This is a genomic window from Flammeovirga sp. SJP92, assembly GCF_001583495.1.
Taxonomy (GTDB): Bacteria; Bacteroidota; Bacteroidia; order Cytophagales; family Flammeovirgaceae; genus Flammeovirga.
In genome coordinates, this window is sequence record NZ_LQAQ01000119.1 from 82,206 (window position 1) to 107,616 (window position 25,411).

General features: G+C 32.6%; 23 protein-coding genes. 21 read left to right on the forward strand and 2 right to left on the reverse strand.

Features of this window, described 5'->3' with window-relative positions; genetic code table 11:
• The first annotated feature begins 126 nt into the window (after positions 1 to 126).
• The 7 genes from AVL50_RS31650 (at position 127) to AVL50_RS31675 (ending at position 5,106) form a co-directional block, all read left to right on the forward strand.
• On the forward strand, positions 127 to 879 hold the full coding sequence (locus AVL50_RS31650; RefSeq protein WP_062621913.1) for a hypothetical protein: 753 nt from the start codon (positions 127 to 129) through the stop codon (positions 877 to 879).
• Between the two features lie 238 nt (positions 880 to 1,117).
• Positions 1,118 to 1,249: a hypothetical protein gene (locus tag AVL50_RS33770; protein ID WP_256366146.1), complete on the forward strand. Its 132-nt coding sequence runs from the start codon at positions 1,118 to 1,120 to the stop codon at positions 1,247 to 1,249.
• Between the two features lie 90 nt (positions 1,250 to 1,339).
• The gene (locus AVL50_RS31655) at positions 1,340 to 1,744 is read left to right on the forward strand and encodes a hypothetical protein (protein WP_062621915.1); all 405 of its coding nucleotides are present in this window, start codon (positions 1,340 to 1,342) and stop codon (positions 1,742 to 1,744) included.
• A 6-nt stretch (positions 1,745 to 1,750) separates the two neighbouring features.
• On the forward strand, positions 1,751 to 2,134 hold the full coding sequence (locus AVL50_RS31660) for a hypothetical protein (RefSeq protein WP_062621917.1): 384 nt from the start codon (positions 1,751 to 1,753) through the stop codon (positions 2,132 to 2,134).
• Positions 2,135 to 2,370: 236 nt separating this feature from the next.
• On the forward strand, positions 2,371 to 2,814 hold the full coding sequence (locus AVL50_RS31665) for a hypothetical protein (protein WP_062621919.1): 444 nt from the start codon (positions 2,371 to 2,373) through the stop codon (positions 2,812 to 2,814).
• Positions 2,815 to 3,109: 295 nt separating this feature from the next.
• Positions 3,110 to 3,874: a hypothetical protein gene (locus AVL50_RS31670; protein WP_062621920.1), complete on the forward strand. Its 765-nt coding sequence runs from the start codon at positions 3,110 to 3,112 to the stop codon at positions 3,872 to 3,874.
• A 194-nt stretch (positions 3,875 to 4,068) separates the two neighbouring features.
• A complete protein-coding gene (locus tag AVL50_RS31675) occupies positions 4,069 to 5,106 on the forward strand; it encodes a hypothetical protein (protein ID WP_157491764.1) in 1,038 nt (345 codons plus the stop codon).
• Here AVL50_RS31675 and AVL50_RS33230 read toward each other — a convergent pair.
• Positions 5,103 to 5,297 (reverse strand): hypothetical protein, encoded by a 195-nt coding sequence (locus tag AVL50_RS33230; RefSeq protein ID WP_157491765.1) that lies wholly within the window; start codon positions 5,295 to 5,297, stop codon positions 5,103 to 5,105. The two genes, AVL50_RS31675 and AVL50_RS33230, sit on opposite strands and share 4 nt — an antisense overlap.
• A gap of 156 nt (positions 5,298 to 5,453) precedes the next feature.
• Between AVL50_RS33230 and AVL50_RS31680 the strand changes: the two genes are divergently transcribed.
• From AVL50_RS31680 to AVL50_RS31745, 14 genes are all read left to right on the forward strand, one after another.
• Positions 5,454 to 5,837 carry a BlaI/MecI/CopY family transcriptional regulator gene (locus AVL50_RS31680; protein WP_062621924.1) on the forward strand — a complete coding sequence of 128 codons (384 nt, stop codon included), beginning with the start codon at positions 5,454 to 5,456 and terminating at the stop codon, positions 5,835 to 5,837.
• A 118-nt stretch (positions 5,838 to 5,955) separates the two neighbouring features.
• Positions 5,956 to 7,074, forward strand: coding sequence for a M23/M56 family metallopeptidase (locus AVL50_RS31685; protein WP_062621926.1), 1,119 nt, complete (start codon positions 5,956 to 5,958; stop codon positions 7,072 to 7,074).
• Between the two features lie 137 nt (positions 7,075 to 7,211).
• Positions 7,212 to 8,111, forward strand: a complete 900-nt coding sequence (locus AVL50_RS31690; RefSeq protein ID WP_062621928.1) for a polysaccharide deacetylase family protein — start codon at positions 7,212 to 7,214, stop codon at positions 8,109 to 8,111.
• 689 nt (positions 8,112 to 8,800) lie between these two features.
• Positions 8,801 to 9,193 carry a diacylglycerol kinase gene (locus AVL50_RS31700; RefSeq protein ID WP_062621955.1) on the forward strand — a complete coding sequence of 131 codons (393 nt, stop codon included), beginning with the start codon at positions 8,801 to 8,803 and terminating at the stop codon, positions 9,191 to 9,193.
• A 216-nt stretch (positions 9,194 to 9,409) separates the two neighbouring features.
• Complete coding sequence (locus AVL50_RS33235) at positions 9,410 to 9,748, forward strand: hypothetical protein (protein WP_157491767.1); 339 nt, start codon at positions 9,410 to 9,412, stop codon at positions 9,746 to 9,748.
• A gap of 419 nt (positions 9,749 to 10,167) precedes the next feature.
• A complete protein-coding gene (locus AVL50_RS31705; protein ID WP_157491769.1) occupies positions 10,168 to 10,887 on the forward strand; it encodes a hypothetical protein in 720 nt (239 codons plus the stop codon).
• Positions 10,888 to 10,971: 84 nt separating this feature from the next.
• Positions 10,972 to 11,457: a hypothetical protein gene (locus AVL50_RS31710; protein WP_062621934.1), complete on the forward strand. Its 486-nt coding sequence runs from the start codon at positions 10,972 to 10,974 to the stop codon at positions 11,455 to 11,457.
• A gap of 323 nt (positions 11,458 to 11,780) precedes the next feature.
• Positions 11,781 to 12,836 (forward strand): aldo/keto reductase, encoded by a 1,056-nt coding sequence (locus AVL50_RS31715; protein WP_062621936.1) that lies wholly within the window; start codon positions 11,781 to 11,783, stop codon positions 12,834 to 12,836.
• A gap of 481 nt (positions 12,837 to 13,317) precedes the next feature.
• On the forward strand, positions 13,318 to 14,244 hold the full coding sequence (locus AVL50_RS31720) for a hypothetical protein (protein ID WP_062621938.1): 927 nt from the start codon (positions 13,318 to 13,320) through the stop codon (positions 14,242 to 14,244).
• 614 nt (positions 14,245 to 14,858) lie between these two features.
• Positions 14,859 to 15,596 carry a YqjF family protein gene (locus AVL50_RS31725; protein ID WP_062621940.1) on the forward strand — a complete coding sequence of 246 codons (738 nt, stop codon included), beginning with the start codon at positions 14,859 to 14,861 and terminating at the stop codon, positions 15,594 to 15,596.
• A 301-nt stretch (positions 15,597 to 15,897) separates the two neighbouring features.
• Positions 15,898 to 19,881 carry a hypothetical protein gene (locus tag AVL50_RS31730; protein WP_062621942.1) on the forward strand — a complete coding sequence of 1,328 codons (3,984 nt, stop codon included), beginning with the start codon at positions 15,898 to 15,900 and terminating at the stop codon, positions 19,879 to 19,881.
• Positions 19,882 to 19,890: 9 nt separating this feature from the next.
• The gene (locus AVL50_RS31735; protein WP_062621944.1) at positions 19,891 to 20,712 is read left to right on the forward strand and encodes a hypothetical protein; all 822 of its coding nucleotides are present in this window, start codon (positions 19,891 to 19,893) and stop codon (positions 20,710 to 20,712) included.
• A 195-nt stretch (positions 20,713 to 20,907) separates the two neighbouring features.
• Positions 20,908 to 21,738 (forward strand): hypothetical protein, encoded by an 831-nt coding sequence (locus AVL50_RS31740; RefSeq protein WP_062621946.1) that lies wholly within the window; start codon positions 20,908 to 20,910, stop codon positions 21,736 to 21,738.
• 494 nt (positions 21,739 to 22,232) lie between these two features.
• Complete coding sequence (locus AVL50_RS31745; RefSeq protein WP_062621947.1) at positions 22,233 to 22,925, forward strand: hypothetical protein; 693 nt, start codon at positions 22,233 to 22,235, stop codon at positions 22,923 to 22,925.
• Positions 22,926 to 22,997: 72 nt separating this feature from the next.
• On the opposite strand, the gene AVL50_RS31750 is transcribed toward AVL50_RS31745, so the two are convergent.
• A complete protein-coding gene (locus tag AVL50_RS31750) occupies positions 22,998 to 24,857 on the reverse strand; it encodes a sulfatase-like hydrolase/transferase (protein ID WP_062621957.1) in 1,860 nt (619 codons plus the stop codon).
• Between the last annotated feature and the right edge of the window lie 554 nt (positions 24,858 to 25,411).

Sequence of the window (25,411 nt, forward strand, 5' to 3'; positions counted from 1 at the left end):
TTAATTTATAGGGAGTTGGGAGGTGTTTTTATTATTTGATGAGCGTTATTGTGTTTGTCTCAGATTTTTAAGAGTAAAAACGTTATCGTTTATATTCAGTGTTGTGTGTAATTCAAAATTAAAAATATGGAATTTAATAAAACTGAGATTCGGGAAGATTATTGGTGTTTTGTCCCTGCTGAAAAAATTTCATTTAGTGAGTTTGAAAAACTTGATTATCAGTGCTGGTGTGACAACAAAAAGCATGATATAGAGGTGGTTTTGGAAATTAATGAAAAAGATTGCCCTAAGGAACCAAGTGCTAGACAAATAGAAATCATGGATTTTATATATCAAAATCAAAAGTCAATAATCAACAGTATATGGAAATACTATAATGACTTGATAATTCCAATTTATGATGAAGCCGTTGGTTTGGAAGATGAATGGATAGCCAAAGATATTTCGGAAATATCAAAAATATTCGGAATTAAAAAAATTGAGATACCAACTTATGATTACAACTGTTCATATTTTCGTATTGAACTTGATTTTCAATACGATTGTGAACACGGATGCTACATTCTGTTTAAGAATAATACTCCAATAGATTTTTTAGAAATTGGAACAAAAAGTGATGATGCAATAGGCTTGTATGAGAATGGACTCGGAAATTCTGATAAATCTAAATTTAGTATCAGTATAAATGAATTGAATGGAAAAAATGTCTTTAGTGGAGACTTTTATGATAATGAAGAAATAAGTTTTGAACTTAAGAAAGGTGTATACAGAATATATTATACTGTAAATTCATCAAATTGTATAAGAAATATTATAGTTGATTCAGATAAAGAAATTTTTACACTAAAACATATTTTGACGAATTGTATAGAAACCTAACCACATACAACGTTTAGTGTTATAAATCAACTACATAAGAATTACAGCAACAAATGGGGAGATCATTTGATAAATTATATAATAACTTTATCTAATATAGAATCATTGCGAGAGTTCTTTGACATTCTTAGTTTGGAAAAGTTAGATAAACTTAAAGTAAAGTCTAAGAACAATTATAGAAAAGAATAATTGGAAAATTGAAATTGTAGAAACATTAAATAACGTATTTAAATTACAAATGACACACAAACTAGGTGCTGTTATTGAAAAAACAGAAACTGATATTGAAGCCATGAAAAGTGAAGCGATTAAGGATTCTATTAAACTTGAAAAACAAATTCAAATAAAAACAAACCATGGTAATCGCTAGTCTCAATCTATCATTCACACCCCTTTATATGTAGTTTAGCATTCAAATTGTAGTCGATTTGAAAAAAAACTCAGTATACAAAAAGAAAATATGGACTCTATTTATATAGAACTTGTTGTTAGCGCTGTTCAAAACGGACAAGAAGTTTGGATGCAAGGTGATGTTGAAATTCTAATTAATGGAAGTAAACCGTATAATGAAGGTGATATTGTAGACTTTGAAATTCTTTATAAGAGTTTGACAAACGAAGGTGATTTCTTTATTTTTTCTTGTAATTGCGGTTTTCCAGAATGTGGAGGATGGATAAAAGGGATCAATGTAAAGCACCAAACTGATAATACAATATGGACTGATATGGATAATGAAAGGAAATGGACATTTGATAAAGCAAAAATAGAATTAGATATAAAAGAATTGAAGAAAGAAGTTCTTTTCTATAAAGATTATTTTTTAAAGAAAGGGATTGATTATGTAGGAGTTGGGTATAATTGGTAAAATAAAATGGAACATTTAGCATTATATAGTGAATTAAACCTGAGTGACTTTTGTAATAAAATTTCTGATTTGTTTGTATTGCCAAAATTTGTACTTGATTCTGAAAATGAAACTGAGTGGGGAGAATCAAAAAAAGGTGATTTACAGATAAATGTTAGTAGACCTTTTGAAATAGGAACTCTTCAAGAGTGGGATGATACCGTTCCTGAAGGATGTAATTTTGGAATAATAATTACAAAACCAAATATCAAACAAAAAGAGGTTGAGAAAATAGGTGAATTAATAACAAACGAATTCAAAACTTCCGTCTTTCATCATCGAACTTGGTTAGGACCAGGACAGAATATTAGAAGGGAGATTGAAATTAAAGGGAGCTACAATAACATCTAAAATTCAAAGGTTTGGTTCTCGTACCCTCATATAGGGCTTAGTCATTATGTTGCAGTCAATTGATTTAAAGTAAAATAGACTCTGTTATTCTTTAGTATGCTACTCATGTAGAGATGTAATTTAATAACTTCTAACAATAAAATAGATGAACCTGAAGAGGTAATTTTTGATATGCCAAGTTATGATAAACTAAAATTAAAGCACTGTATAAGAAATAATAATTCAGGGAAGAAAAAATGAAATTTAGTCAATTAGAATTTAAACGATCAGTTTTATCAAAAGACAAAGTTTTCAATGAGGACCAACCATTTATTGATTTTATTATTGATGGAATATCACTATCAGAACTACTTGGTGATACAAGTGATCCCTTAACAATTTATGGATGGGGAATCAATAAAAAGTTTGAATTGTCCTATGCTGAGAGGCTTATCAATTTTAAAAAATCTGATTTTGCCAACGGGCTTCAAACTGCATATGTATGTCGTTGCTGTGGTGATGAAGGATGTGGAGCGGTTATGTTTGATATAATCAATCATGGGGCTTATGTTGAATGGAATAATTTTGTATATAGTAATGGTTACCCTACTAATGAAGAACCAATTAATATTCAACCTGTGTTTTTTGAAATTGGTGGTTATCACAGGGCGATAGGGCAACTTAAATCGTTGATAAAATAAGAAGCAATATAATTTTGTATAAAATTATAGGCTCCTTTGTTTGCAACAGACTTTGTTTTAAACTTTTGAGTATAAAACAATTTTTATTTACACTCGAATAGAATAAGATATTTTTGGTTTGTTGATCTACTTTTTTTAGGAATTGTATTCTTGTTTTGTATTACAATAAGATATACCTTGTTGTAGAAGCTTTTCAACAGTCTAACAGCAAACTAATTTTTGAGAGGGAGTTGGGAGGTATTGTTTCAAGTATACACATTGATTTTGTTTATCTAATCTTAGTCGTAAAAAGGGTATGGTAAAGTTAACTCCAGTAAATCAAACTAGTAGTCGAGAATGCCTAGAAAGCAAAATTAGACATCACATCAATAAGCTTGATGAATATCAAAAAGATCAAAATCAAAAAATACTAGAATTATGTCAGGTTGGTAAAGTATTATGTACATATTTCCCAGCCTATTCATTTAAAGAAATTCGTGAAGTACCTGATTTTATAATTACAGATGGTATCAATGATATTTGTATTGAACACGAATTGATATTACAACCAGAGAAAAAAAAGAGAATTGGTTTTCTCGAAAATACGGCATTATTGGCAGAACGTGAACTGTATGAAGATGAAGATTTTCCAAAATTTCATGCTGATTGTAGAATTTCAGACTCATTTAAATTTAGAACAAGAGATAAACAAAGTATTATTGATACTTTCATAAATGTTATAAGGCATAAATATTTAACAGGTAAATTATTAGATAACGAACTCATTGAGCGAATAACATTTACAAAACATTCTCAGAAAACAATTTCATTAAATTTTGGGGCATATATGGTTTCTGAAATATCAGAATCAACAATTTGCGAATTCATTTCAAAGAAAGAACAGAAAATTGATAAGTACATTGAAAATACAGGTCTTAAACAGTGGTTAATACTAATTATTGGAAATACATGCCATAGTTCATATGAAGTGTTTGATCCATTTAATGTTGTTTTCAAGTCAAAATTTGATAAAATCTTCTTACTTGAAGATTTTGATAATGTCTTATACGAACTAAAGTAAAAATTAGGGTTTCAAAACCAAATATTAAGTGATTAGATAAAAAATAAGAATATGGGACATCATATAGAAGCTTTAATTACCTATGAAAAGTCAAATAGGATTAAAATACAAAGTGTAGAAATTCCACAGCTAGTGGAAAATGGCTTTTATATTATCCCTTTAGATATTTGTCATACTATAGATTGGGGAACAAAATGAAAAAGACAATTACTTTAATAATTCTGTGTACTTTGACGCTTCTATTTCTAAAGAATTGTACTCATTTTAGATGGGATAGATTTAGACCAAATGGATTGCCTTCTAAAGATTATAATGTTCTTTTCAATGATAACGATAGTGTTTTTTACATTGGAGGGAGATCTTCAAAGCTCTTTTTAAGCGAAGATAAAAGCTCCGTTGATAGTTCAATTAACAAAACGATTTTATACTACTCTTTAGATATTTGTAAAAATTGGAATAAAATTGATATTAATTTTACAGGAAATGTAAGTCATTTACATGTTGAGGGAGATACTTTAATTGTCGCAAACCAGTTTCTTAAAATGCCATCAAACATATTGTATTCCACAAATTTAGGACAAAGTTGGGAGTCTCTTATAAGTCTAGATAGTTCAAAATATATTCAAGACATTGCATATAATAATACTTTAGGAGTTGTTACAGCAGTAAGAGGGAATACTTATTTGAACTTGCTGGCTCTTAAAAATGGTGTAGTAGACACATTAATAAATTTCCCAAAATCACATTACAACCTTGAACTATTAGATAATAAGGCTTTCTTTATAGCTAAAAATGAGAATACCAATGTCATTATTATTTTTGATTACGAAACGAAGGAAGTTAATCAAATTGCCTTAAACAATAATCACAGAGTAGTTTGTAAAGGAACAGATACAGAAGGAAACCTTTTACTAGTTTTGGAAGAAGAGAAAAATCGAAATGTGATATTAAGAATAAATACTAAAATCGAAAGAATTGAATTAGGAGACTTTGCTGAATATCGAGTAAACCGAATTAGTGGGAACTCAAAAAGAATATATCTAGATGTGCATGAAGAAGAAAATAAAAATATTCTAGGCGTAAAGCATGAATTAATATTTACGGAGAATGAAGGAAAGTCCTGGATACAGGAAGATTACCCAATCTCACAATCAACTAAACCCTTTACTACATTAGTTGGCGGTGGTTATATTACTTATTCAGCTTTTGGGGAGTTTCAAAGACTTAATTAGCGGAAGCTGATTTCATAATATATCACCCCTGAAAAATAGCGATGAACATTATTGACCGTCACAACAGATGGATGAAAATAAGGCGTGTTCAGCTTTTGTGTTCTTAAGATCAAATGCCCTTTTATAACTTTTCCTCCAATAAATTCCCTATCACCCGTTACATTTATTTTTAATAATAGGGAAAAAAGCATTTTCATCAAGTTCAAATTCACTGAAAAATTTTTGTATTCTTCTCAGTTTAGATTCAAGTTTTCTAAAACAGCTTCTTGAACACTTCAAATGGACAAAATTTCTTTATAACTATAAAAATAGTTGTATTATTATATTTATAGTTATACATTTATTGTATGAAAGAGTTAACAAAGGCAGAAGAACAAGTAATGCGCATTATTTGGAAGCTTGAAAAAGCTTTCTTAAAGGATGTTGTAGAGGGATTTCCAGAACCTAAGCCTGCATACACGACGGTGTCAACAGTAGTTAGGGTGTTGGTAAAAAAAGAATTCCTTGGTCACAAGACTTATGGTAAAGTGAATGAATATTTTCCTTTGGTATCGAAAGACAAATATTTTGGTGAACATTTAGGGGGAGTAATTAAAAACTTCTTCGATGGATCAACTAAAAAGTTTACTTCTTTCTTTACCGAAAACCAAAACCTCAGCATTAATGAGCTGGAACAGATGAAGCAGTTGCTTGAAACAAAAATTAACGAATTAAAGAAAAATAATGACTAGTTTAACTATCTATTTGCTAAAAGTAACTTTTGTGAGTAGTGTCTTTATAGTCTGCTATTATTTATTATTTCGAAAGTTGACATTTCATGCATTTAATCGAGGAATTTTACTCTTGATTATGCCCATTTCTTTGGCTTTGCCGTTGATGGATTTTGATATTCAGTCACCTGTAAAATACCTAATTAGTGATTTGGAAAAGGTAGGTTTTGGAGATACTTTTGAACCAGTTTCTTCTGGTTCAAAAGTCTATAAATCAACCTTAGAATTCACAGAATTTATTGACTATGTTTACTGGATAGGCTTTGTTGTGAGCTTTGTATTGCTTGTTGCCAATACTGTTCAGCTCTTTCATAAAATAGGCTCGGCACACAAGGTTTATTCAGCGGACTACTCAATTTATCGGGGTGATGTAAATGCTGTCTTTTCATGTTTTAAATGGATTTTGATTCCTCAAGAACACATTTATAATGAGACTGATGATCCCATTATTAAGCATGAGTTGGCACATGTACGTTCAGGTCATTCATATGATCTATTGTTTACAGAGCTATTTATAGTATTTACCTGGTTCAACCCTTTTGTTTTTCTCTTTCGTAAGCTGTTACGTTCTGTACATGAATTTCAGGCTGATGAACAAGTTTTGTCCGAGTCAATCAAGAAATCTGATTATCTCGAACTCATGCTCAACAACCTATTGGTACAGCATCAATTCAGTTTGACAAGCAGTTTTAAAAGTTCAATAATTGAAAACAGAATAGAAATGATCACTAAAAATAAAAGTTCGTTTTTTAATGTAGGTAAGTACCTTTTCCTTTTACCGGTAATGTTTATGGTTTTATTCGCCTTTGCTGAGATCAAAGGATCCACACCATCAATATCTCCCATAAAAAAAGGATCATATGATAAAATCGTAATGCCTTTCTCCAAGAATAAGCACGGTATAGATATGGTAGCAAGTTCTGGAACAGATATTTTAGCTACAGGCTCAGGTGAAGTGCTTAAATCTTCTTTCGATAAAAATTGGGGTAACGTTGTTGTTATTGATCATGGCAATGGGTACCAAACTCGGTATGCTCATATGAATGACATCATGGTATTTAAGGGGCAAACCGTCTCATCAGGTCAAGTAATTGGGCATGTTGGTAGTACAGGAAAATCAAATAATAAACCTCACCTCAATTACCAAGTAAGAAAAAATGGTAAAAAGGTTGATCCTGAAACTTATTTTACAAAATAAATTCATAACATGAGATAATAATGAATGCGCTTATTTCTATATAGTCATCTAGGGTCATTAAATATTCGGTGAGCTTAGGCATGGCTTATTCAAGCGCATTCATTTTTTTCGATACATTAATTTTCATATTCTATGTCATGAAACATATAATTTTAGTTCTTTTTTTCTTAATACCCTTAACCTCTATTTGCCAGCCAACTATTAGTTTTACATTTGATGATGGAAATACTTCAAATCAAGGAAACTTCAAGTTCGAAGACTGGAATGATATGATTTTGAGTACTTTGGATAGTGCGAATCTCAAAGCTATATTTTTTGTAAAAACTCGCGGAATGTCATCTGATAAAGGAAAATACTTATTGGAATCTTGGGATAAGAGAGGGCATAAAATAGCGAATCACACCCACTCACATCCATTTTTTAATAGTAATGATATTAATGCTGAAGACTTCACAAATGAACTGTTGAAAGCTGATGATTTAATCAAAAATTATAAAAATTATGTCAAGCTCTTTAGGTTTCCCTACTTGAAAGAAGGAAATAGCCAAACTGAAATTGATAGCATTAGACAAATCCTTAAAGACAATGGTTACCGAAATGGTTATGTAACTATCGATGCATCGGATTGGTATATAGATAGTCGACTAAGAAAAAGATTGAAAGAGAATGCACAGGCAGATATTAATGATTTTAAGGCCTTTTATTTGGAACATTTGTTTGATCGTGCAAATTACTATGAACAATTGTCTTTTGAACTTACGGGTAGACACATCAGTCATACATTATTGTTGCATCATAACTTAGCAGCAGCCTTATTTTTAGATGATTTGATTGCCATGTTCAAGTCCAAAGGTTGGAATATTATCTCTGCAGATGAAGCATATAAAGATCCTATTTTCAAACAAATTCCCCATCATGCAGGTGAAAGTCTTATTTGGGCTTTGGCCAAGGATTCTGGAAAATATGAAGGTTTACTGAGATATCCAGCAGAAGACAGTAGGTATGAAAAGAAGCGAATGAATGAACTAGGGCTTTAAAAAGAAAGATGACTGAAACTAAATTTGATATCCGAAAAAAGTTTTTTCACAGAATATTCCAACTAGATATTATTGTCAACTAAACCTTTTGCTACATTAGTTGGCGGTGGTTATATTACTTATTCAGCTTTTTGGGAGTTTCAAAGACTTAATTAGTGGGAACTGATCAAAAAAAAGAGAGTATAAAAAAAACATTTCAACTCGTTTATCTTCACGAATTGATTTGAAAAAATCAATTCTTGTTTTGTAATACATAAACAAGTAAATTTAAATCATCTTTCAATAACTTAATAGAAAACTTAATTTTAATGGAAGTTGAAAGTGTATTTTGATATTTGTTAGCAAAAATTTATGAGAACATTCTACAAATATCCAATCTTGACTTTGACAACAAATTTAGTTGTAAATTTATTGCTGGCATTCTTTCTGATTTTAATTCAAGCAGATGGGATTCTAGATTATAAAGTTGGATTTGTAGTGAATTCACCAATAATTGGAATAGTTCTGATTACTTTGATTCTTACATATGTAAAATATTTTGGTCGACAGAATTCCGAAAATAGAACTGTTCAAAAAACAATAACTATTTTCATTCTAGGACTAATGATAGTATTGATTTATTCTTTTAATATGCTCTGTTGGATTGATTTGTTTGATGGAAAAACAAACGCATTATTACCATGACAAAAATGGAAAAATCAAATAGTTTCTCGCTTCGAAAAAGATTAGTGAGCTTTCGATATGCTTTCAATGGAATAAAAAACTTGATTAAAAATGAGCATAATGCACGGGTACATATTGTTGGCTTAACTTGTGTAATTGGATTCGGAATATTTTTTAAAATTGGATTGATAGAATGGATTGCAATTACTATTGTTTCGGGACTTGTGATATTAACGGAATTATTAAACACAGCCATTGAAAGACTTGGTGATTTTGTTCAATCAGACTGGGATGAAACAATTGGAATGATTAAAGATTATTGTGCGGGAGCAGTTTTAATTTCTGCCGTGATTTCGGTGATTGTCGGTGGATTAATTTTTATTCCAAAGATAATTGAGATGATAAAAAACTTTTGCTAATAATAAATATAGGTCATTTGGCAGATAGTGCTAAATTTGAAATGAGTACAATTAATAAAATACATAGCGGTTTGACAGGTTGAAGCATTTGAAATGTCAAATGCTTCGTATTCGAGTGGATATACGCCATTATCATATTATTCAATAATGTGACAATGATGTTTATTAAATGTTAGTGACCATACTTAATAAAACTTAATTAAAAAAGGTATAACAATGAATTTATTACTAAGGTATTTTGGACTATTTTTCTTTGTATCAAGCCATTTATTTTTAGCATTTCAATTCCTTTTTGATCCAAATATTGATTTAAAAGTTCAAGGTATAACTTCATTTGAAATACTTTGGTTTTTAGGAATAATGTCTGTTTTAACTCTTTTTATTTATAGTTTGTCTCTAAGGTCACCTATTTGGGTATTTAGTTTATTGTTAATTTTTGGAATTGTATGGACATTTATTCCATTAATATTTACATTTTTTGGAATACCATTTTTAATAATATATTTAGTTTTTGGTTCAATAATATATTTTAAATCAAAAATAATTTTATCATAAATTTAGTAAGGGGAAATATCACAAATCACTAGTAATAAGTTGCTAACATCAACTAAACTCCATCCACAGATTGATTAGTCTGAAGGTGGTAGTTAAGTAGGTTCGTTAGGCATTATTGGTATTAAACTGAATTAACTTAAAAAGCAGTGTATAAACATTATAATTACAAGAATTGCTTGATTGCAATTCTCTTACTATTAGTGCTAGAATACTTATTTTATATTTTCTTAGGCGAAAGACTTTTTTCTGAATCATTCCTCGTATTAGGCATAATCTTAGATTTTTCACTATTGATTTATTTGGTGCTAAATATTAAGATTTTAGAAATTAATAATGATTCCATACTCATTAAGAAGAAATTTCTAAATAAGGTTATTCGGCTTCCTTTTAAAAGTTTAGATTATTATTCACTTCAACGAGTGAAAACAGAGAATAATCTTGATCAAACGTTGATTTTATATTTTAAGGAAACAGTTTTACTTTTTGATAAATACTCTTTTGCTCGTTCAAGTATAATATCTAAGATTATAACGGTCTTGAATTCAAAGCATAAAAAGAAGTCTAAAAAAAATCATTTTAGGAATTCTACAATTAAGACAAATAGACGCTTTATTCTCTTTGGATTTACATGTTTAATTTTTTCTTTCATTTTTTTGACATTTCTTATTATTTCGAACTTTAATTCCAACAAGGTTACTACTAGTCCATATTGGATAAAAGGACATTTAGCAAAGGATATATATTTTTCACAAGGGGCAAAAGGTTATACTTGTTATTTCAACTTAGAAGAGCATCCTAATCTTAAATTTGATTTATCTAAAAGGATTTATAATCAATTACCTTTAGATGAGAGGGTAAAGAATACATTTTTTCAACTGAATATATCTGAGAGTGATTATCGATCAAAAATTACAAAAGAAGAAGAAAAGAAATGGGTTGATTATATAACTTTTAATCTCTATTCAGTAAAAGTGAATACTTTAAAAGTGGGTGGTGAAATATATTACAATCATCAAAGTGAAGAAGATCAATTAAGAGATTTAAAATTATTTTCACTTTTATGTTTCAACTTATCAATAATATCAATTTTACTATTAAGTCCACTATCCTTTGAAAGGGCTCTTCCTACAAATTATTAAAAACGATGTCAAACAATCGCTGATCTGCATCCAGGGTTTAAATGACCTTGCAAGTAGTTTAGCACTTTCGTAGTATTCAATTGAATGATCGAATCAGATAAACATATAATAAAAACTATTGAATTGCTCAGTGATTTTTTAGGTATTCTCTCAGATGGATACAATCCTACAGTTATTTGGCTTAAGATTGATAGAACAGTAAGAATCAAACCTGAAAAAATATTTAATGATCACTGGTTTGGGAAGGGTTCATTGGAACAAATATTATCAACAAAAAAAGAGTTGAATAAAGATTTAGAAGAAATATTAACGGATTGTTTTGAATGGTCATTGGTTCATTTAAGAACTTTCAACAAATCAGCAGACCTCTTCAATTCCAAATATCACTGTGAAAACTTGAATAAATTAATTGGTAAGGTCAAAAATGACATTCTAAATTATTTCGATTCTGATCAATTGAAGTTAAGTGTATATATTATTGACACCAAGGATGGAAGTCTAGAGAAATATTTGTTCTTAGAGAGTAACGATCTGAATGCATATTTTGTCTTTGGAAATTACATACATTAAAATAATACGTTGTACAAAATTAAAACAAATTTTAAGAGCACATTGCTTCTAATCTTTGTTGCATTTACAAAACTAAATGGATTTATTCAGAATTCGACTATTCTTAAAACTTCATTGCACATTTTCTCAATCACATTAAAAAAGAAACAAGTAGAGCAGTAAAATATGTGGTAGCAAAAGTGGTTGCCAACACTTTTTAACTTCAATCAGATATATCCTTCAGCAACAGACTGTAATTTTGGTCATTTATACTTGTATTTTGGTTATTTCTTCCCCATCAAGGTTTATAATTTTGTATCATAATTTTCAAACAAAAAAAACAGATGAGCAATTATATAAATTTAGGAAAAACAGGATTAAAAGTATCTAAAATTGCATTTGGAGCGGGCACTTTTGGAAATGTATGGGGAGATGGTTGGAGTATCTCAAAGGAAGAAGCGAGTAAAATTTTCAACACGTTTTTAGACTCGGGGATGAACTTTATAGATACTGCAAATGTGTATCAAGGAGGCGAAAGTGAAAAATGGGTAGGGGATTTGTTAAAAGAACGTGGTGGAAGAGAAAAAGTAGTTATTTCTACAAAGTATACCATGAGTATGGATGCTTCGAACCCTACAAGTGGAGGTAATGGAAGATTACAAATGATTCGTGAGGTGGAAGCATCATTAAAACGAATGCAAATCGATTATGTTGATGTGTTATACCTTCACCATTGGGATGCCAGTACTCCAGTAGAAGAAACGATGAAAGCTTTAGATCAAATTGTTGCATCAGGTAAGGTGCGTTATATAGGTTTTAGTAATTTTCCTGGTTGGTACTTAGGCAAAGCAGATGTACTTTCTAAATGGCATGGTTTTGAACCAGTTTCGGCTATTCAAATGGAATACAACCTATTAGAAAGAACTATTGAAAGGGAGTTCACACCCTTTGCAAAAGAATCTGGTATTGGAATATTTGCTTGGAGTCCACTTGCTAATGGTTTGCTAACAGGACGTTATGATTTTGATATTGTAAAAAGAGAAGTGCTTGGTTCTGGACGTGTTACCAAAACTTTTGTCACCGATCCATTTATTGATGCTTTTTCAGAACAATCTCAAACCATAATAAAAACCTTGAAAATAGTAGCCGAAGAATTGGGACATAGCCCTGCACAAGTTGCAGCCGCATGGATTTTACATCAGCCCTATATCTCAGGACTAGTTGCAGGTGCGTCCAAGGTAAGTCAAATAGAGCAAAGTATTGAAGCTTTAGACATTGTAATACCAGAAGCACAATTACAACAACTCAACGAGGTTTCAAAACCAGCACCATCTAATCCTTACAGTTTTCATTCAGGGCCTATTCAAGATGCTATACATGGTGGTGAAGTCATAGGCTAAAGCTAGGACCCAATAATTAGGACTTAGTTTTGTTGTTATATAAATACCGTTATGTGGATATTAGAAAAGACTTTTCGGTTACTCGAAAAGTCTTTTTTTGATGAGAACTATTTTATAGGAACCTTTATGTTTCTTTCTTCTCAAAAATATGTTTTGATACATAAAATAGTGCCTGAAAGCAGTATAAGAAGTTTGTTTTAAGACTTCTTACTCCACTTCATATTTTTTATTATGACTTCCTTATCAAGAATTTTTTTATGTCCAACTTTTTAGAAGTTAAACCCAAATTCAAAAAAGCAAATTGTATTTGTGCACGAATTGAGTCAAAAAAAGTCATTCTTGTTTTGTAATACATAAACATGTAAATTTAAATCATCTTTCAACAATCTACTAGCAAACTTAATTTTAATGGAAGTTGAAAGTGTTTTTTACTATTGGAATAATGTGACAATGGTGTTTTTTTAATGATATAAATAATGATATGAAACAAATATTTTTATCTGTGGTAATTACGATAATAACAGCAAATTTGTATGCACAAAATGACAGTATTAGAGGGAGTTACACAATATTTGAAAGTAACGCAACTCGTAATAATAGACTCATTCTATCAGCTGATGAAGATGGTGCTTATTTTAGATCTACTTGGGGGACTGGAGGTACAGATGCTTTTACTTTTAGAAATTCAAATAATGAATATATATTTACCTTAGATGAAAATAATAAAATTGGAATAGGTACTTATACACCAAATGAAAAATTGACTCTACAAAATGGGAATATTGAACTTGCTATAAGTAATGGATATTTTTTTACTAGTGGTGAAGAAATTAATAGCATTGATTTTGCGTATAGAGATAATCGTTACACTGAGTCAAAGATTGCTAAAATATCGTTAAAGAACTATAATCCATATGGCACTGGTTGGTATGGTTTTACAGAAAGATATAATGCAGGGTTAAGTTTTTATACTTCTAATGATAACTCTTTAATAGAGAGTATGACTATTAAACATAATGGCAATATTGGTATTGGAACTAATCTATCATCAAATCCAAATAATTACAAATTAGCTGTTAATGGAACAATTGGAGCTAAAGCCATCAAAGTAGAAGTGACAACTAATACATGGAGTGATTTTGTTTTTAATGATGGGTATAAATTGAAATCATTGAAAGAAGTAGAAGAATTCATTAAACTTAACAATCATTTACCTGATATTCCAAAAGCAGATGATGTAGAGAAAAATGGAATTAATTTAGTTGAAATGGATGCTAAACTTCTTCAAAAAATTGAGGAATTAACTCTATATATTATAGAGCAACAAAAAGAGATAGAAGAGCTTAAAGAGAAAAATAAAAAAATTAAGGAGATCGAAGAAATTCTAGAAAAAAATAATCTGAGGTAAAAGTGATGTGTATATAATATCCGCTAAATGTGCATTTCTGCATGTTATAGTTGATTCCCCTTTTGTTGACTCTCACATACTAATAACGAAGTCGTTGTTGGTTATTTGCCTGAAAAAAAAGAATCTAAGCAGATACATCCGTGTAACGTAAATATTAGATATGATTTGCCTTTATTTTTTAGAGCAAAGTTACTTTTTACAGATAAAGAAGAGTTCTAAAAAGAAGGTGAAATAGAAAATGAAAATTTGTAAGGCTCGAAAAGAGTTAAGAAAGTAATTTATGAGCCCTAAAAGAATGTTAGATGATAATGACTTTTGGGACTACTTTCTTTAAGTTAGGTTTTGTGTAATTGCTAATGGCAAAGAATATTTTGAAAAAAAACAATAAATCTGCCGAAGTATATGGATTTTGAACCTTTATTATATATCGCTCAAGAACCTATGAATAAGGAAATGAACTATGAATCAGGTTGTGATTATGGAACTTATTTGAATTATAAATGTTGGAAATAAAGAGGTTACAAATAGAGTTAATAGCTAATAAGGTATTTAGAAATTAATTGAAAGTAAAGTACCTCGAATTTGCCCTACTGTCCATACATAGAATATAAAAGATGACAATTAAAGAAATATTAAACACTACAAATCATAGATCTTGGAAAATACCTACTAGCGGGTGGAAATTTTATCAGGAGTGGAATAATGCAATATTTCTTCATTATCAAGTTGAGTTGAAGGAGTTAAAAAAAATCATTCCTAAAGAATTAGAAATAGACCTTTATGAGGGTAAACCTTGGGTTTCAGTTGTAGCCTTTACAATGGAGAAAATACGGCCTAAAAATTTACCTGCATTTTCACCAATTTCAGATTTTGATGAGATAAATATTCGGACTTACGTAAAATCAAATAATAAAACAGGAGTTTACTTTTTAAGCATTGAAGGTGGAAAAAGTTTGTCATGTAAAATTGCAAAGGCAATTTCTGAACTTCCTTATCGATTTTCAAAAATTAAACGGACGAACAAAAAATATCAATCTAAGAACTCAAAATTCAATGACAAACTTGAAATTGAATACACAGTTGGAGATATCGTGAAAGAGAAATCGGAATTAGACAAATGGTTAACTGAAAGGTATGCTCTTTTTCAAGATTCAAATGATTCAATTAACGAATTTGAAATCCATCATTTGGAATGGCCTATTGATGAAATTGACCTCAAAAAACTAGAGGTTAACTACCCAAGATTTAAAAAAATAATTAACGAGAAACCCAATAAAATTCATTACTCAAAAGGAGTGAAAGTAATAGCTTGGGGAATGAATAAAAAAGAAAAAACAAGCTATAATGTTTAGTGTAAAATAAATAAGCTTATTTATCAAAAAGTAATACCCACAACTTAAAAGTAATTGTAATACATATTTTGGTTTCTCAGAAGAATTAAAAGAGGTATATAGAGTCAATTCTATCAGTGATTATAATGAAAAGACCATTCCGATAATATTATGGATCATGAAGCTGGGATGTATTACCTAGACTTCGAAGTTCCTCTAAATAGTGTATTAAAAATTAGCACATTAAAAAAATATTGATTTAATTTCGTAATCAACTTTTATGCAAACCCAAAAGGAAACAAACTAGGCAAACAAGATTTTTATGTACGAATACGAGGAAAAAGAAAAGGAGAGCCACAACTATCGTGGTGGATCTTTTGAAGGCTATAGAAACTATATACCATACCAACCCAAAGCCTTATTATTGAAAGTGTATATTGGTGCACATGAGATGTGGGTGGATGCCTGTGAAAGCATCGAAGGAAATGAAAACCGCCTGGAACTGATCAAGCTTCGGGAAATCGCTAGTAACAGTAGCCGTCAGGTGGAAGAAATGGCGCAATGGGCATTGGAAAACCTAAAAGACCCGACTCATATTTTCAACTATCAAGATGAAGCAGGGTTAAGGCACAGTGTATTGGCTCCCTTGGTAGGAGAACTAGTGGGAAACTTGAAAGAAAACAAAGATTATGAAGGTTATTTTGAATTTGAAAAACGGATAGGGATCAGCCATGAATCCATCTTGCCGATGTTGCCTCAATTTTCAGAAGAGACCGTTGTACTTGAGGAAATCAGCGTAAAAGCTTACTCGCTCAAGCATTTCTACATGGTATATACATTACTCAAGGAAGAAGCCGATGCATGGTGGTTTTGGGAAGGAGGAAATGAGCTGAAAATAAGCCAACTCTTGCGTTACTTCAATAAGAAAGAACAAGAAGCTTGCAAAGAAAGTACAGCAATGCGTCAACTCATGAAAAAAGAACTTTCACAAGAAGAAATAGCCACAGGCATCCAGTCATGGAGTGCATGGAATTTCGAAGAAAAGCTTTCTTTTGTGATGCATAAAGGGAAAATTTCGTTCTCAGCCCTCTGTAAAATCAAGAAGGACGATTACGACTACTATTACATGTTTAAAAACTTAGCACCGCACTACGATTCAGATGACAAACTTACACTAGAAGAGGTGAAAAGAAGCCTCAATCCTTCATATAAACAGTATTGGGAAGAAAAGAAAGGAGAAAAACGCTACTACCTTCATCACGCAGAGAGTGGGAACCTCGAGCTGGCAGAAAAGGATGACTTGAAAGAAATGGGCAAATACACTGAACTCCACAAAGCAAGGGCATTGGCTATGAAAATGAAGTCCTTGGGAATGTGGAACGAAGCCCGAGCAAATTGGGAAAAGCTTGACAAACTTATTGCTGAGGACGGTACATTTGAAGATCGTGATGCCTACGAAGAATACTTGGAAGAACAGGGAGACCTCTATCTTGAAAATAAGTTTATTCCCAACGCCTTACGGATTGCTCAGCATTGGTTAGATGCCAGCGAAATGGCACTGTTGGATGAATACCGTAACTTGTTTAGTGAGGATGGTGAAACACTCTATGACCTGTTGCTCTCTTTCAGTTCCGAATTTGAGAAATACGAGAAAGTGGCAATGCAAAAGACATTGACAAAACTTTCATTACAGGGGATAAAACATATATTGGAAAAACTTCCAGAAGATGACAAGTCTTACAATAATTTTAAGGAAAGCGAAGCACGTCTGGAGGAAGAGTATGCAATGCTCAAGGAGGAAACTGAAAGCCTCTCCCAATCTCTTAGATCGAATTTGAGCAATCAGCATCCTGTATTTCTGGATACTAGTCTTGACCTGATTGCCCTATATAGAGAATATGTAAAAGAGGGGCAAGACTCCAAAGCCTTCATTACCCATATGCAGGAACATATGGAGGAAAAGCTTGAAAATATCGAAACTGTCCGCAAACTGTTACACGATGACCCCGAATTTGTGTTCGAAATGGACTTGGTGGTTGCAGAAACCAAAAAGAGTCTTTTGGGTTGGGACTTTGGTCATTTAGGAGAAGCCGCAGATCGAAAAGTCAAAAGTATCAGCAACTGGAAAATGGCAAGGGACATCAGCTTGGCTGTAGTCTCGATAGGCGCAGGGATTGCAACAGTATTCACCTCGGGGGCTGCATCAGGTCTTTTAGTGGCGTCTTTGGGTGCTTTGAGTGTGGGAGCCAGTGCTACAGACATCTACATCCAGCAAACCGAATATAATGAGCAGTCTGCTGTAGCCAACACTTCTCTTAGTCCAGAACAGCGACTGCATTCAGAGTACCCAAATGTGGGTTGGTTGTTGGTGGCTTATGCAGGAGCCATCTTCGATGTTGCCGATGCGGTTAAGATTGTCTCCAAACTTAATAAAAGTATACTGAAGGGTGCAAGAGCCACCTTTGCCAAGGAATTAGGTGACTTAGCGAAAGTTTTGGGCAAAAGTAAGGATCTTTTTGTTGAAGAGGTCCTGACCAAATTCCGCTTAGGGCAGGACGTCAAAGCCCGTGTGCTTCAAAAAATGGCCGACGATCCTCAGCCCTTCTTTACAGAACAGTTATCCCTTAGTGCTTCAGGAGTTCAAAATGCAACGGTAAACATTCCCAACCCGGAACTTGGTTTACGGTATATACAGCAGGCAGGAGAAGAGGCTTATACAGAAGTCATTCGGCAGTCCCATAAAGACTTTATCTCTGAAGTCAAGAAACTGTTCCAAGAAGAGAGTTTTGCACCTTGGGCAGACAAGCTGACAGGGATATTCAAAAGTTTTAGGGATGAAGAAAGGGTCTACAAAATACTAGCAAAAATACAAAATGATCCTCAGATCAAAGAAACCATTGGCAAGGGACTAGAGCTTCTGTTTAAAAATGATTTGATCAATTCTAGGCCCCAAGCACTATCGGTTGTATTGGAAAAATTCTTGCTCAACTTCAGTACTAAAGGAGGAATGGGGTTGTCCTTAGAAGATTTACAGAAGCTCGAAAAGATAAGTGAAAAACTGTTGTCTAAAGGTGATGATGAATTGCAAGATATTTTCCTAGCCTTTTTTAAAGAAGAGGGAGATCTCAAACACATACAGGCAAAGCGTTTTATCGAAAATCTCAATAATAGCGATGACTTGGAGGCGGTGATCCGCAAAAAGATCAGGGAAGATCGAACCCTTAATGACTTCATGCGTGCTAAAAAAGCAGGTACAGTCTTGGAGCAGGGTTTGGAACTGCTCAATATGACCGAAGAAGGTTTTGTCAAGGCTTTCCGTAGTAAATTATCACCTTTTGACAATCCCAATATCTACAAAGCCGTAGAAGAGTTGTTGATGGATGAAAAATTGACAAAATACTTGGCAGACAACAGCAGACGTATTCCCGAAGTAAGAGGTAACTTCATCAAGCAATTTAATGAAGAATACGCCAAGCTGATCAAAGAAAACGAGGACTTCGGACTTTTTGTAGAACATTTACGTTATACAAAAGGCTCAGTAGGCGAGAGTTTTGCTTTGTCTAAAAATCTCATGATCGAAGCCAATCCTGCTTACAAGACATTGATAGGGCACATGACCATTGAGTTCAGTAAGATCAAGGGACTTGCAGAGATCTTTGAAAAGATCGCCAAGAATAGTAAAAGGTTGATCCCTGATGAATTCATGTTCAACTTCAACTTGGGGCGGTTCATTGATGTAAAAGTGGGGTATGCTAAGGTGAGTATCTCAGAAGGACAGATCAAAAACTATCTGGCCTTGATGAACGAACTTCGTGAAGGCATATTTTCCGATGAGCTTTTGGAGTTGATTTCGGTGCAGGCACTTAAAAAACATAATGGGGCATTGCTAGATGTTTTCAATGGGAGCAAAGCTGGAGTAGTGGAAATATTAAGTAAAAATATGGATAAAGTCCTTGCAGAACAGAAATGTGGAGAATTACTTTCCTTGCTCAAAAAAGGCGATACTGATAACTTTGTGAAAGAATTGGGGGAAGTTAAGTCAGGCGAGTTGATCCACTTTATCAGAGAACAGAATATCCCTTTGATTGATCCTTCAAAGTTTAAAGTCAAGGGAATGGATTATCTCTTTTTGCCTGAAGCAGGTGGTAAAAGTGCTTTGGGAGCAGCAGAGTTGGCCAAGAAACAGATCAGTAAAGCCTTAGAACCATTAGGTGAGAAAAAAATAGGAATAATTCTTAAGAGAAAAGATATTCGAGTATGGTATATGAATGAGGTCGGAGAAATAGAAGAATTAACATTAATATAAAAAATCAATATGCATACCTTATTAACAACGCTAGATGGTGTCATGAAGACAGGTAGTAATGTGGCACATATAAAAAAAATCATTGATACCTTGATAGACAATCCTTTTTATACGGATTGGAAAACAATGGAGCTTCGTATTCAAAGAGTAAACGATGAAGATATCTTATCAGAAGAAGGGCTTGACTTTGACCTTCATCGGATACATGAACATTTTTTTACAGATCTGATGGCATACCGTTGGATGACAATTTATGGAGAAGGAGAAAATAGACTTAAAGTATCTATACTTGAACCACAACAAGGAAATAGAAATTATAAATTTGGGATAAGTTTTGAGTTAGAAGAACAGTATTTGAAAGGTAAAAAAGCTAATCAGTTTACTGATATGGTCAAAGGTAAATTGTCAGCGTTTATCTATCCAATTTCTTTTACAGCGACAGTTATGTATGAAGAAAAAGAAGACCCTGACTATGGAACAGACCAGTATGATTTCGAAGGAAAGTATGATATTCCTCAAACAGGACTTTCTTATGGTGCGGTCTATTGGCAGTATTTGACAGGGCAACTAGAGTTTCAAGATGATTACAGTGTTGAAGTTTTGGAGAATGCCCCTGCTTTTAAGAAAAGGCACCTCCAAAAAAGGATAGATGGGCAACCTTACCATACTTTCGACTATCAGATTTATGACAATCCTTTCGAAAAGACCAAGGAAGAAAATCTAGAGATGATGCGGGAATTTTTCGGTTATATTAGGGCAGAGCGTATAAAACTGAGGAAGGCAGGTTACGAAGGACCAGAAGGAAAAGACCGTTTTGTACCTAGGTACTAATAGTGGATGATTGGGAACAGGTTTGTCAGAAAGGGATGAACCTGTTTTTTATTCCTTGGCAGGGGATAAAATAAAAAGAGTCTTACGAAATGAGCTAGGGAGAAAAGGAGCTGATAAAGTGTTGTAAAAAAGAGAGTTTAGAGTCTGATATATGGACAAAGGGGGTAAGATTATAGAATTAGCATTATAAAAAATATGAATACATTAATAACAACGCTAGATGGTATCATGAAAGTAGCTACAAATGTAGCATATCTAAAAAAAATCATTGACTCCTTGATCAATAACTCTTTTTATAGTGATTGGAAAACAATGGAACTTTGTATCCAAAGAGAAGGAGATGAAGAGATCTTATCAGAAGAAGGTCTTGAATTTGACCTTAATCGAATACATCAACATTTTTTTTCCAATTTAACATCATATAGAAGGATTGATTTATTTGGAGAAGGTGAAAATAGGTTTAACTTTTCTATACTTGAGCCCAAACAAGGGAATAGAAATGTTCAATTTGGGATAAGTTTTGAGTTAGAAGAACAATATTTGATGGGTAAAAAAGCTAATCAGTTTGCTGATATGGTCAAAGGTAAATTGTCAGCGTTTATCTATCCTATTTCTTTTACAGCAACAGTTATGTATGAAGAAAAAGACGATCCTAACTATGGTAGCAGTATATATAGCTTTGAAAGAAAATATAAGATTCCTAAAACAGGACTTTCCTATGGAGCAGTTTATTGGCAGTATTTGACAGGGCAACTAGAGTTTCAAGACGATTACAGTGTTGAGGTACTGGAGAATGCCCCTGCTTTCAAGAAAAGGCATCTCCAAAAAAGGATTGATGGGCAACCTTACCATACTTTCGACTATCAGATTTATGATAACCCATTCGAAAAGACCAAGGAAGAAAACCTAGAGATGATGCGGGAATTTTTCGGTTATATTAGGGCAGAGCGTATAAAACTGAGAAAGGCAGGTTACAAGGTCCAGAAGGAAAAGACCGTTTTGTACCTAGGTACTAATAGTGTATGATTGGAAACAGGTTTGTCAGAAAAGGATGAATCTGTTTTTTTATTCCTTGGTAGGCTAGTTGAATTTGGTAAGTTAGCATATGGAAAGTAAAAAAACACTGAATCATTATATCACTTAAAGATATAGGTAAATGTATCGTATAAAGCATTATGTCTCTACTGAAATCTGTTACACCCAAATTCCTAAATTGAAATAATATCGTTCTGTATAGCTATAATGTCTTGTGGCTCACAAACCATCATAAAAACCACTATTCGGACCACAAAACAAATTATTATCTTTCATTCAAAAATTCCCCTTTCATTTACACACGAAAAGAATCAGGAGCTTTTGGCCTATTGAGCCTTTCTTTAAAAATGTACTCTTGTTTTGTATTACAATAATTTATATTTTGAGTAAGCTTTTCAAAATCTAATTATGTGAAAGTAACTTGGGAGGCATTTTTATTAATAGGTTATCACTATTGTTCATATTCAATATTGTAAGTTATCAAAATGGAAGAACTCCTAATTTTACTGAGTTACCCGATTGCATGGGGAATTGATAAATTAAAGATACTCAAAGGGTTTTCTAATTCTTTGATAACTAAAATAGTAATAATACTCTTAGTTGTCTTTGTAATTATTGTAATTTCTCCCATTAGTTTTGTAGGGAAAACTTTAGACTTTATAATTATTCTTTCTTTGAGTCTTTTTATATTTATTCTTGGGTTAAGGCTTAAGAAGAATAAACAAAGAATTGGGTCAATGATAGACTCCTTTGGTATGCTTTCATTAATTTTATTCCCACTATTACTACTTCTGTTTATAACAAACCCATTGTACTATACCTATAAATTTGATATATCAGGATTAACCCCTAAAAGTACCACAATGCTCAAAAAACATAGACTGGAACATTATTGTAAAAACTCAAATTTTACTTATCCAGGGAATCATATAATTGTTGTCAAACAAGTCTTGATACCTTACTTACTTGAAATGAACATAGGCGAAGTTAAGGTAGGTAAGTACAATCAATTTGATTTACCCAAAAGTAAAATGACTAGGACAATTTATAATAGGGACGGCACGATTGCTTCAATCAATAAGTTAAGTCATGTTTTATATGAAATCAAAGATGACTGCTTGATCAAAAAAGAGTATACAAATTCTGTTTATGTAGAGACAAATAAATTCAAAATTTAAAAAATCAGCCTGCAAAAATGAGGATAACCCACAATCAACTGCAGGTTACCCTTCTATTCAAAACAAAATCTCTTATTGCACGTCCAATTTATAATCATGAGCACCTGGAGCATAATTACTGCGGTGTACTTCAGTTCCAATAGCTTTCTGATTCTTACCGAAATTATCACCACCCCAGTTGATTTCAGCACGTCCATCACCAATGACAATATCTATGAGTTTCTTTTGCATTTGCTTTGCAATGTTTTGGTATTTTTTGTCAAATGCTAGATTGTTGGTTTCATCAGGATCAATGCTTGTGTGGTAAAGGGCAGGGTCAAGTTGTTTGTAAGTGGCTTTTCTTGCCCATTCCATATCAACGCCTCTTTTTGAATGGGGTCTTGTTTTGATCGAGAAAATATAATCTTTTGTGCGGATATAAGCTCTGGGACCAATAGCATGATGACTTTCACCAATCACATAATCACGAACAGGAGCTAAGCCTGAGGCTACTTCTTGAAGGTCTAACCCATCGAGGTAGTCAAATTCTTTATCTTTTATATTGCCACCGCCAGCAGTGATTAAAGTAGGGGCAATGTCTACAAATTCTGTAAAATCCTTTACTACTTTTCCTTTAGGGAATTTCTTTTTGTCAGAAGAAACAACAATGATAGGGTTGTGAGCATCCATTTCCCAAGGAGTATTTTTTGCAATAGAGCCATGTTCGTTGAGCTTCCAGCCGTGATCACCGCATACATATAAAATAAGCCAAGGACGCTGATGCTTTTCACTGTATTCAATAAATGCTTTTGTGGCTTTACCGATCAGCTGATCACCATAAGCACAAAAAGCATAGTAGTCTTGTATCATTTTTTGTTTTTGCTCATCTGTGAAATCATTAGAGTAGCTATTATCCACTCTTTTCTTAAACGCTTTTGCCAGCTTATTGTATTCCTCATCCGTCAGTTCAGGTACCTTATAATTGTGCTTTTGAAAACGAGCTCTGAAGTCTGCTGGAGGGAGCACAGGAGTGTGAGGGAAGTCATACCCAATATTACAGAAAAGGGGTTTTGAAGTGTCCGCTCCATCAAAAGTTTTACTGCCCACTGAAAATTTTTGATCCTCATTTTTTAGAAAATCAATCAATGCCGTGGTATATAAACCATCGCGTGTTTTGCCTGCGGGTTGAGGACTAACTCCAGCCAAAACGCCATGATTAAATACCGTCTCTGGTTGCCCTTTCTTGTTATTGTGTTTGTACATCAAATCAAACTTCTCGTAGGCTTTTTTGGCCATTCCTGCAAACTGTGGATTTTCTTCTTCCAGTTGCTTAGAAATGTAATAGATCTTATTATTCTCATCTCTTAAAAATGAAACTTGCTTAACAGGATTCTTTAGTTTTTGACCATCAATTGCCGTCAGTTTATAGACTTTTCCCCACTCTGCCAGCTTCTCACTTTCGAATAATTTTGCATCAATATCTGTGCTATAAATATTCTCTTTTACAGCTTTCCCATTTTTGAGATTTCTAACGCGTACTCCTAATTTTCCTGTATGCATGGTCTGATAGCCCAACTTTTCCATTGTTTCAGGTAATAAAGGGTAGGAGTTGTCAGTATTCTTATTGAAATATTCAAATTGATAGATTCCCGAGCGGAAAGGGTAACGTCCTAAATGCATAGAGGCTCTTGATGGTGCACAACCTTGAGCTTGACAGTAAGTGTTGATATAAGTAACACCCATTTTGGCCAGTTTGTCTACATTAGGACTTTCTACATATCCTAACTTACTATTTTTCTGTCCATGAATTATTTTATTAAATGCACTGATTGCATCATAGCGTTGATCATCTGTTACAATCCATAGGATGTTAGGTTGCTTTTGTGCGTAGAGTGTTTTGGAAGTCGAAAAAAAGGTCACTAAGACCAAAAGAGTAATTCTAATTTTATTCATTTCTGTTGATTCGTTAATATCATTTTCCGAATGTTGAAATTTGGAGTAAATGATGGATATAAGTAGTTCACTGTTCAACTGCTTAGATGCACTGAACATAATACAACATAACCGATGAAATGGAAAGTATAGGGTGTTCAACCGTAATGATAATAGACTTTTTTGATCTTCCCCCTTTATTTTAAAGTATACAACAACCTATAAGGGTATGATGGATTGTTTTTTGAATTTTAAAGACTGTTTTTGTGTGATGTTATTAGTTTTTAGCAGAAAGGAAGAGTGTTTTAAAGATGGGTGAAATGGGGTGTATTGTAAATAATTTCAAGGTTCCAAGGAGTTGGGTGGTTTGTAGACCCATAATTAAAATTATGGGCTTTTGGGAAGATATTCCTCTTTTCGTCTTTCATTTTAAACTTAAGATATTTCAATGGTTTACCTGATCGTAAATTCATCTAAATACGAGTAGTTCAAATATTTTTATCAAAAGATGTAAAAAAGGATAGCTTCCCATAAGCCCGTGACTTCAGTCATGGTGCACGATATTTTGCAATTAA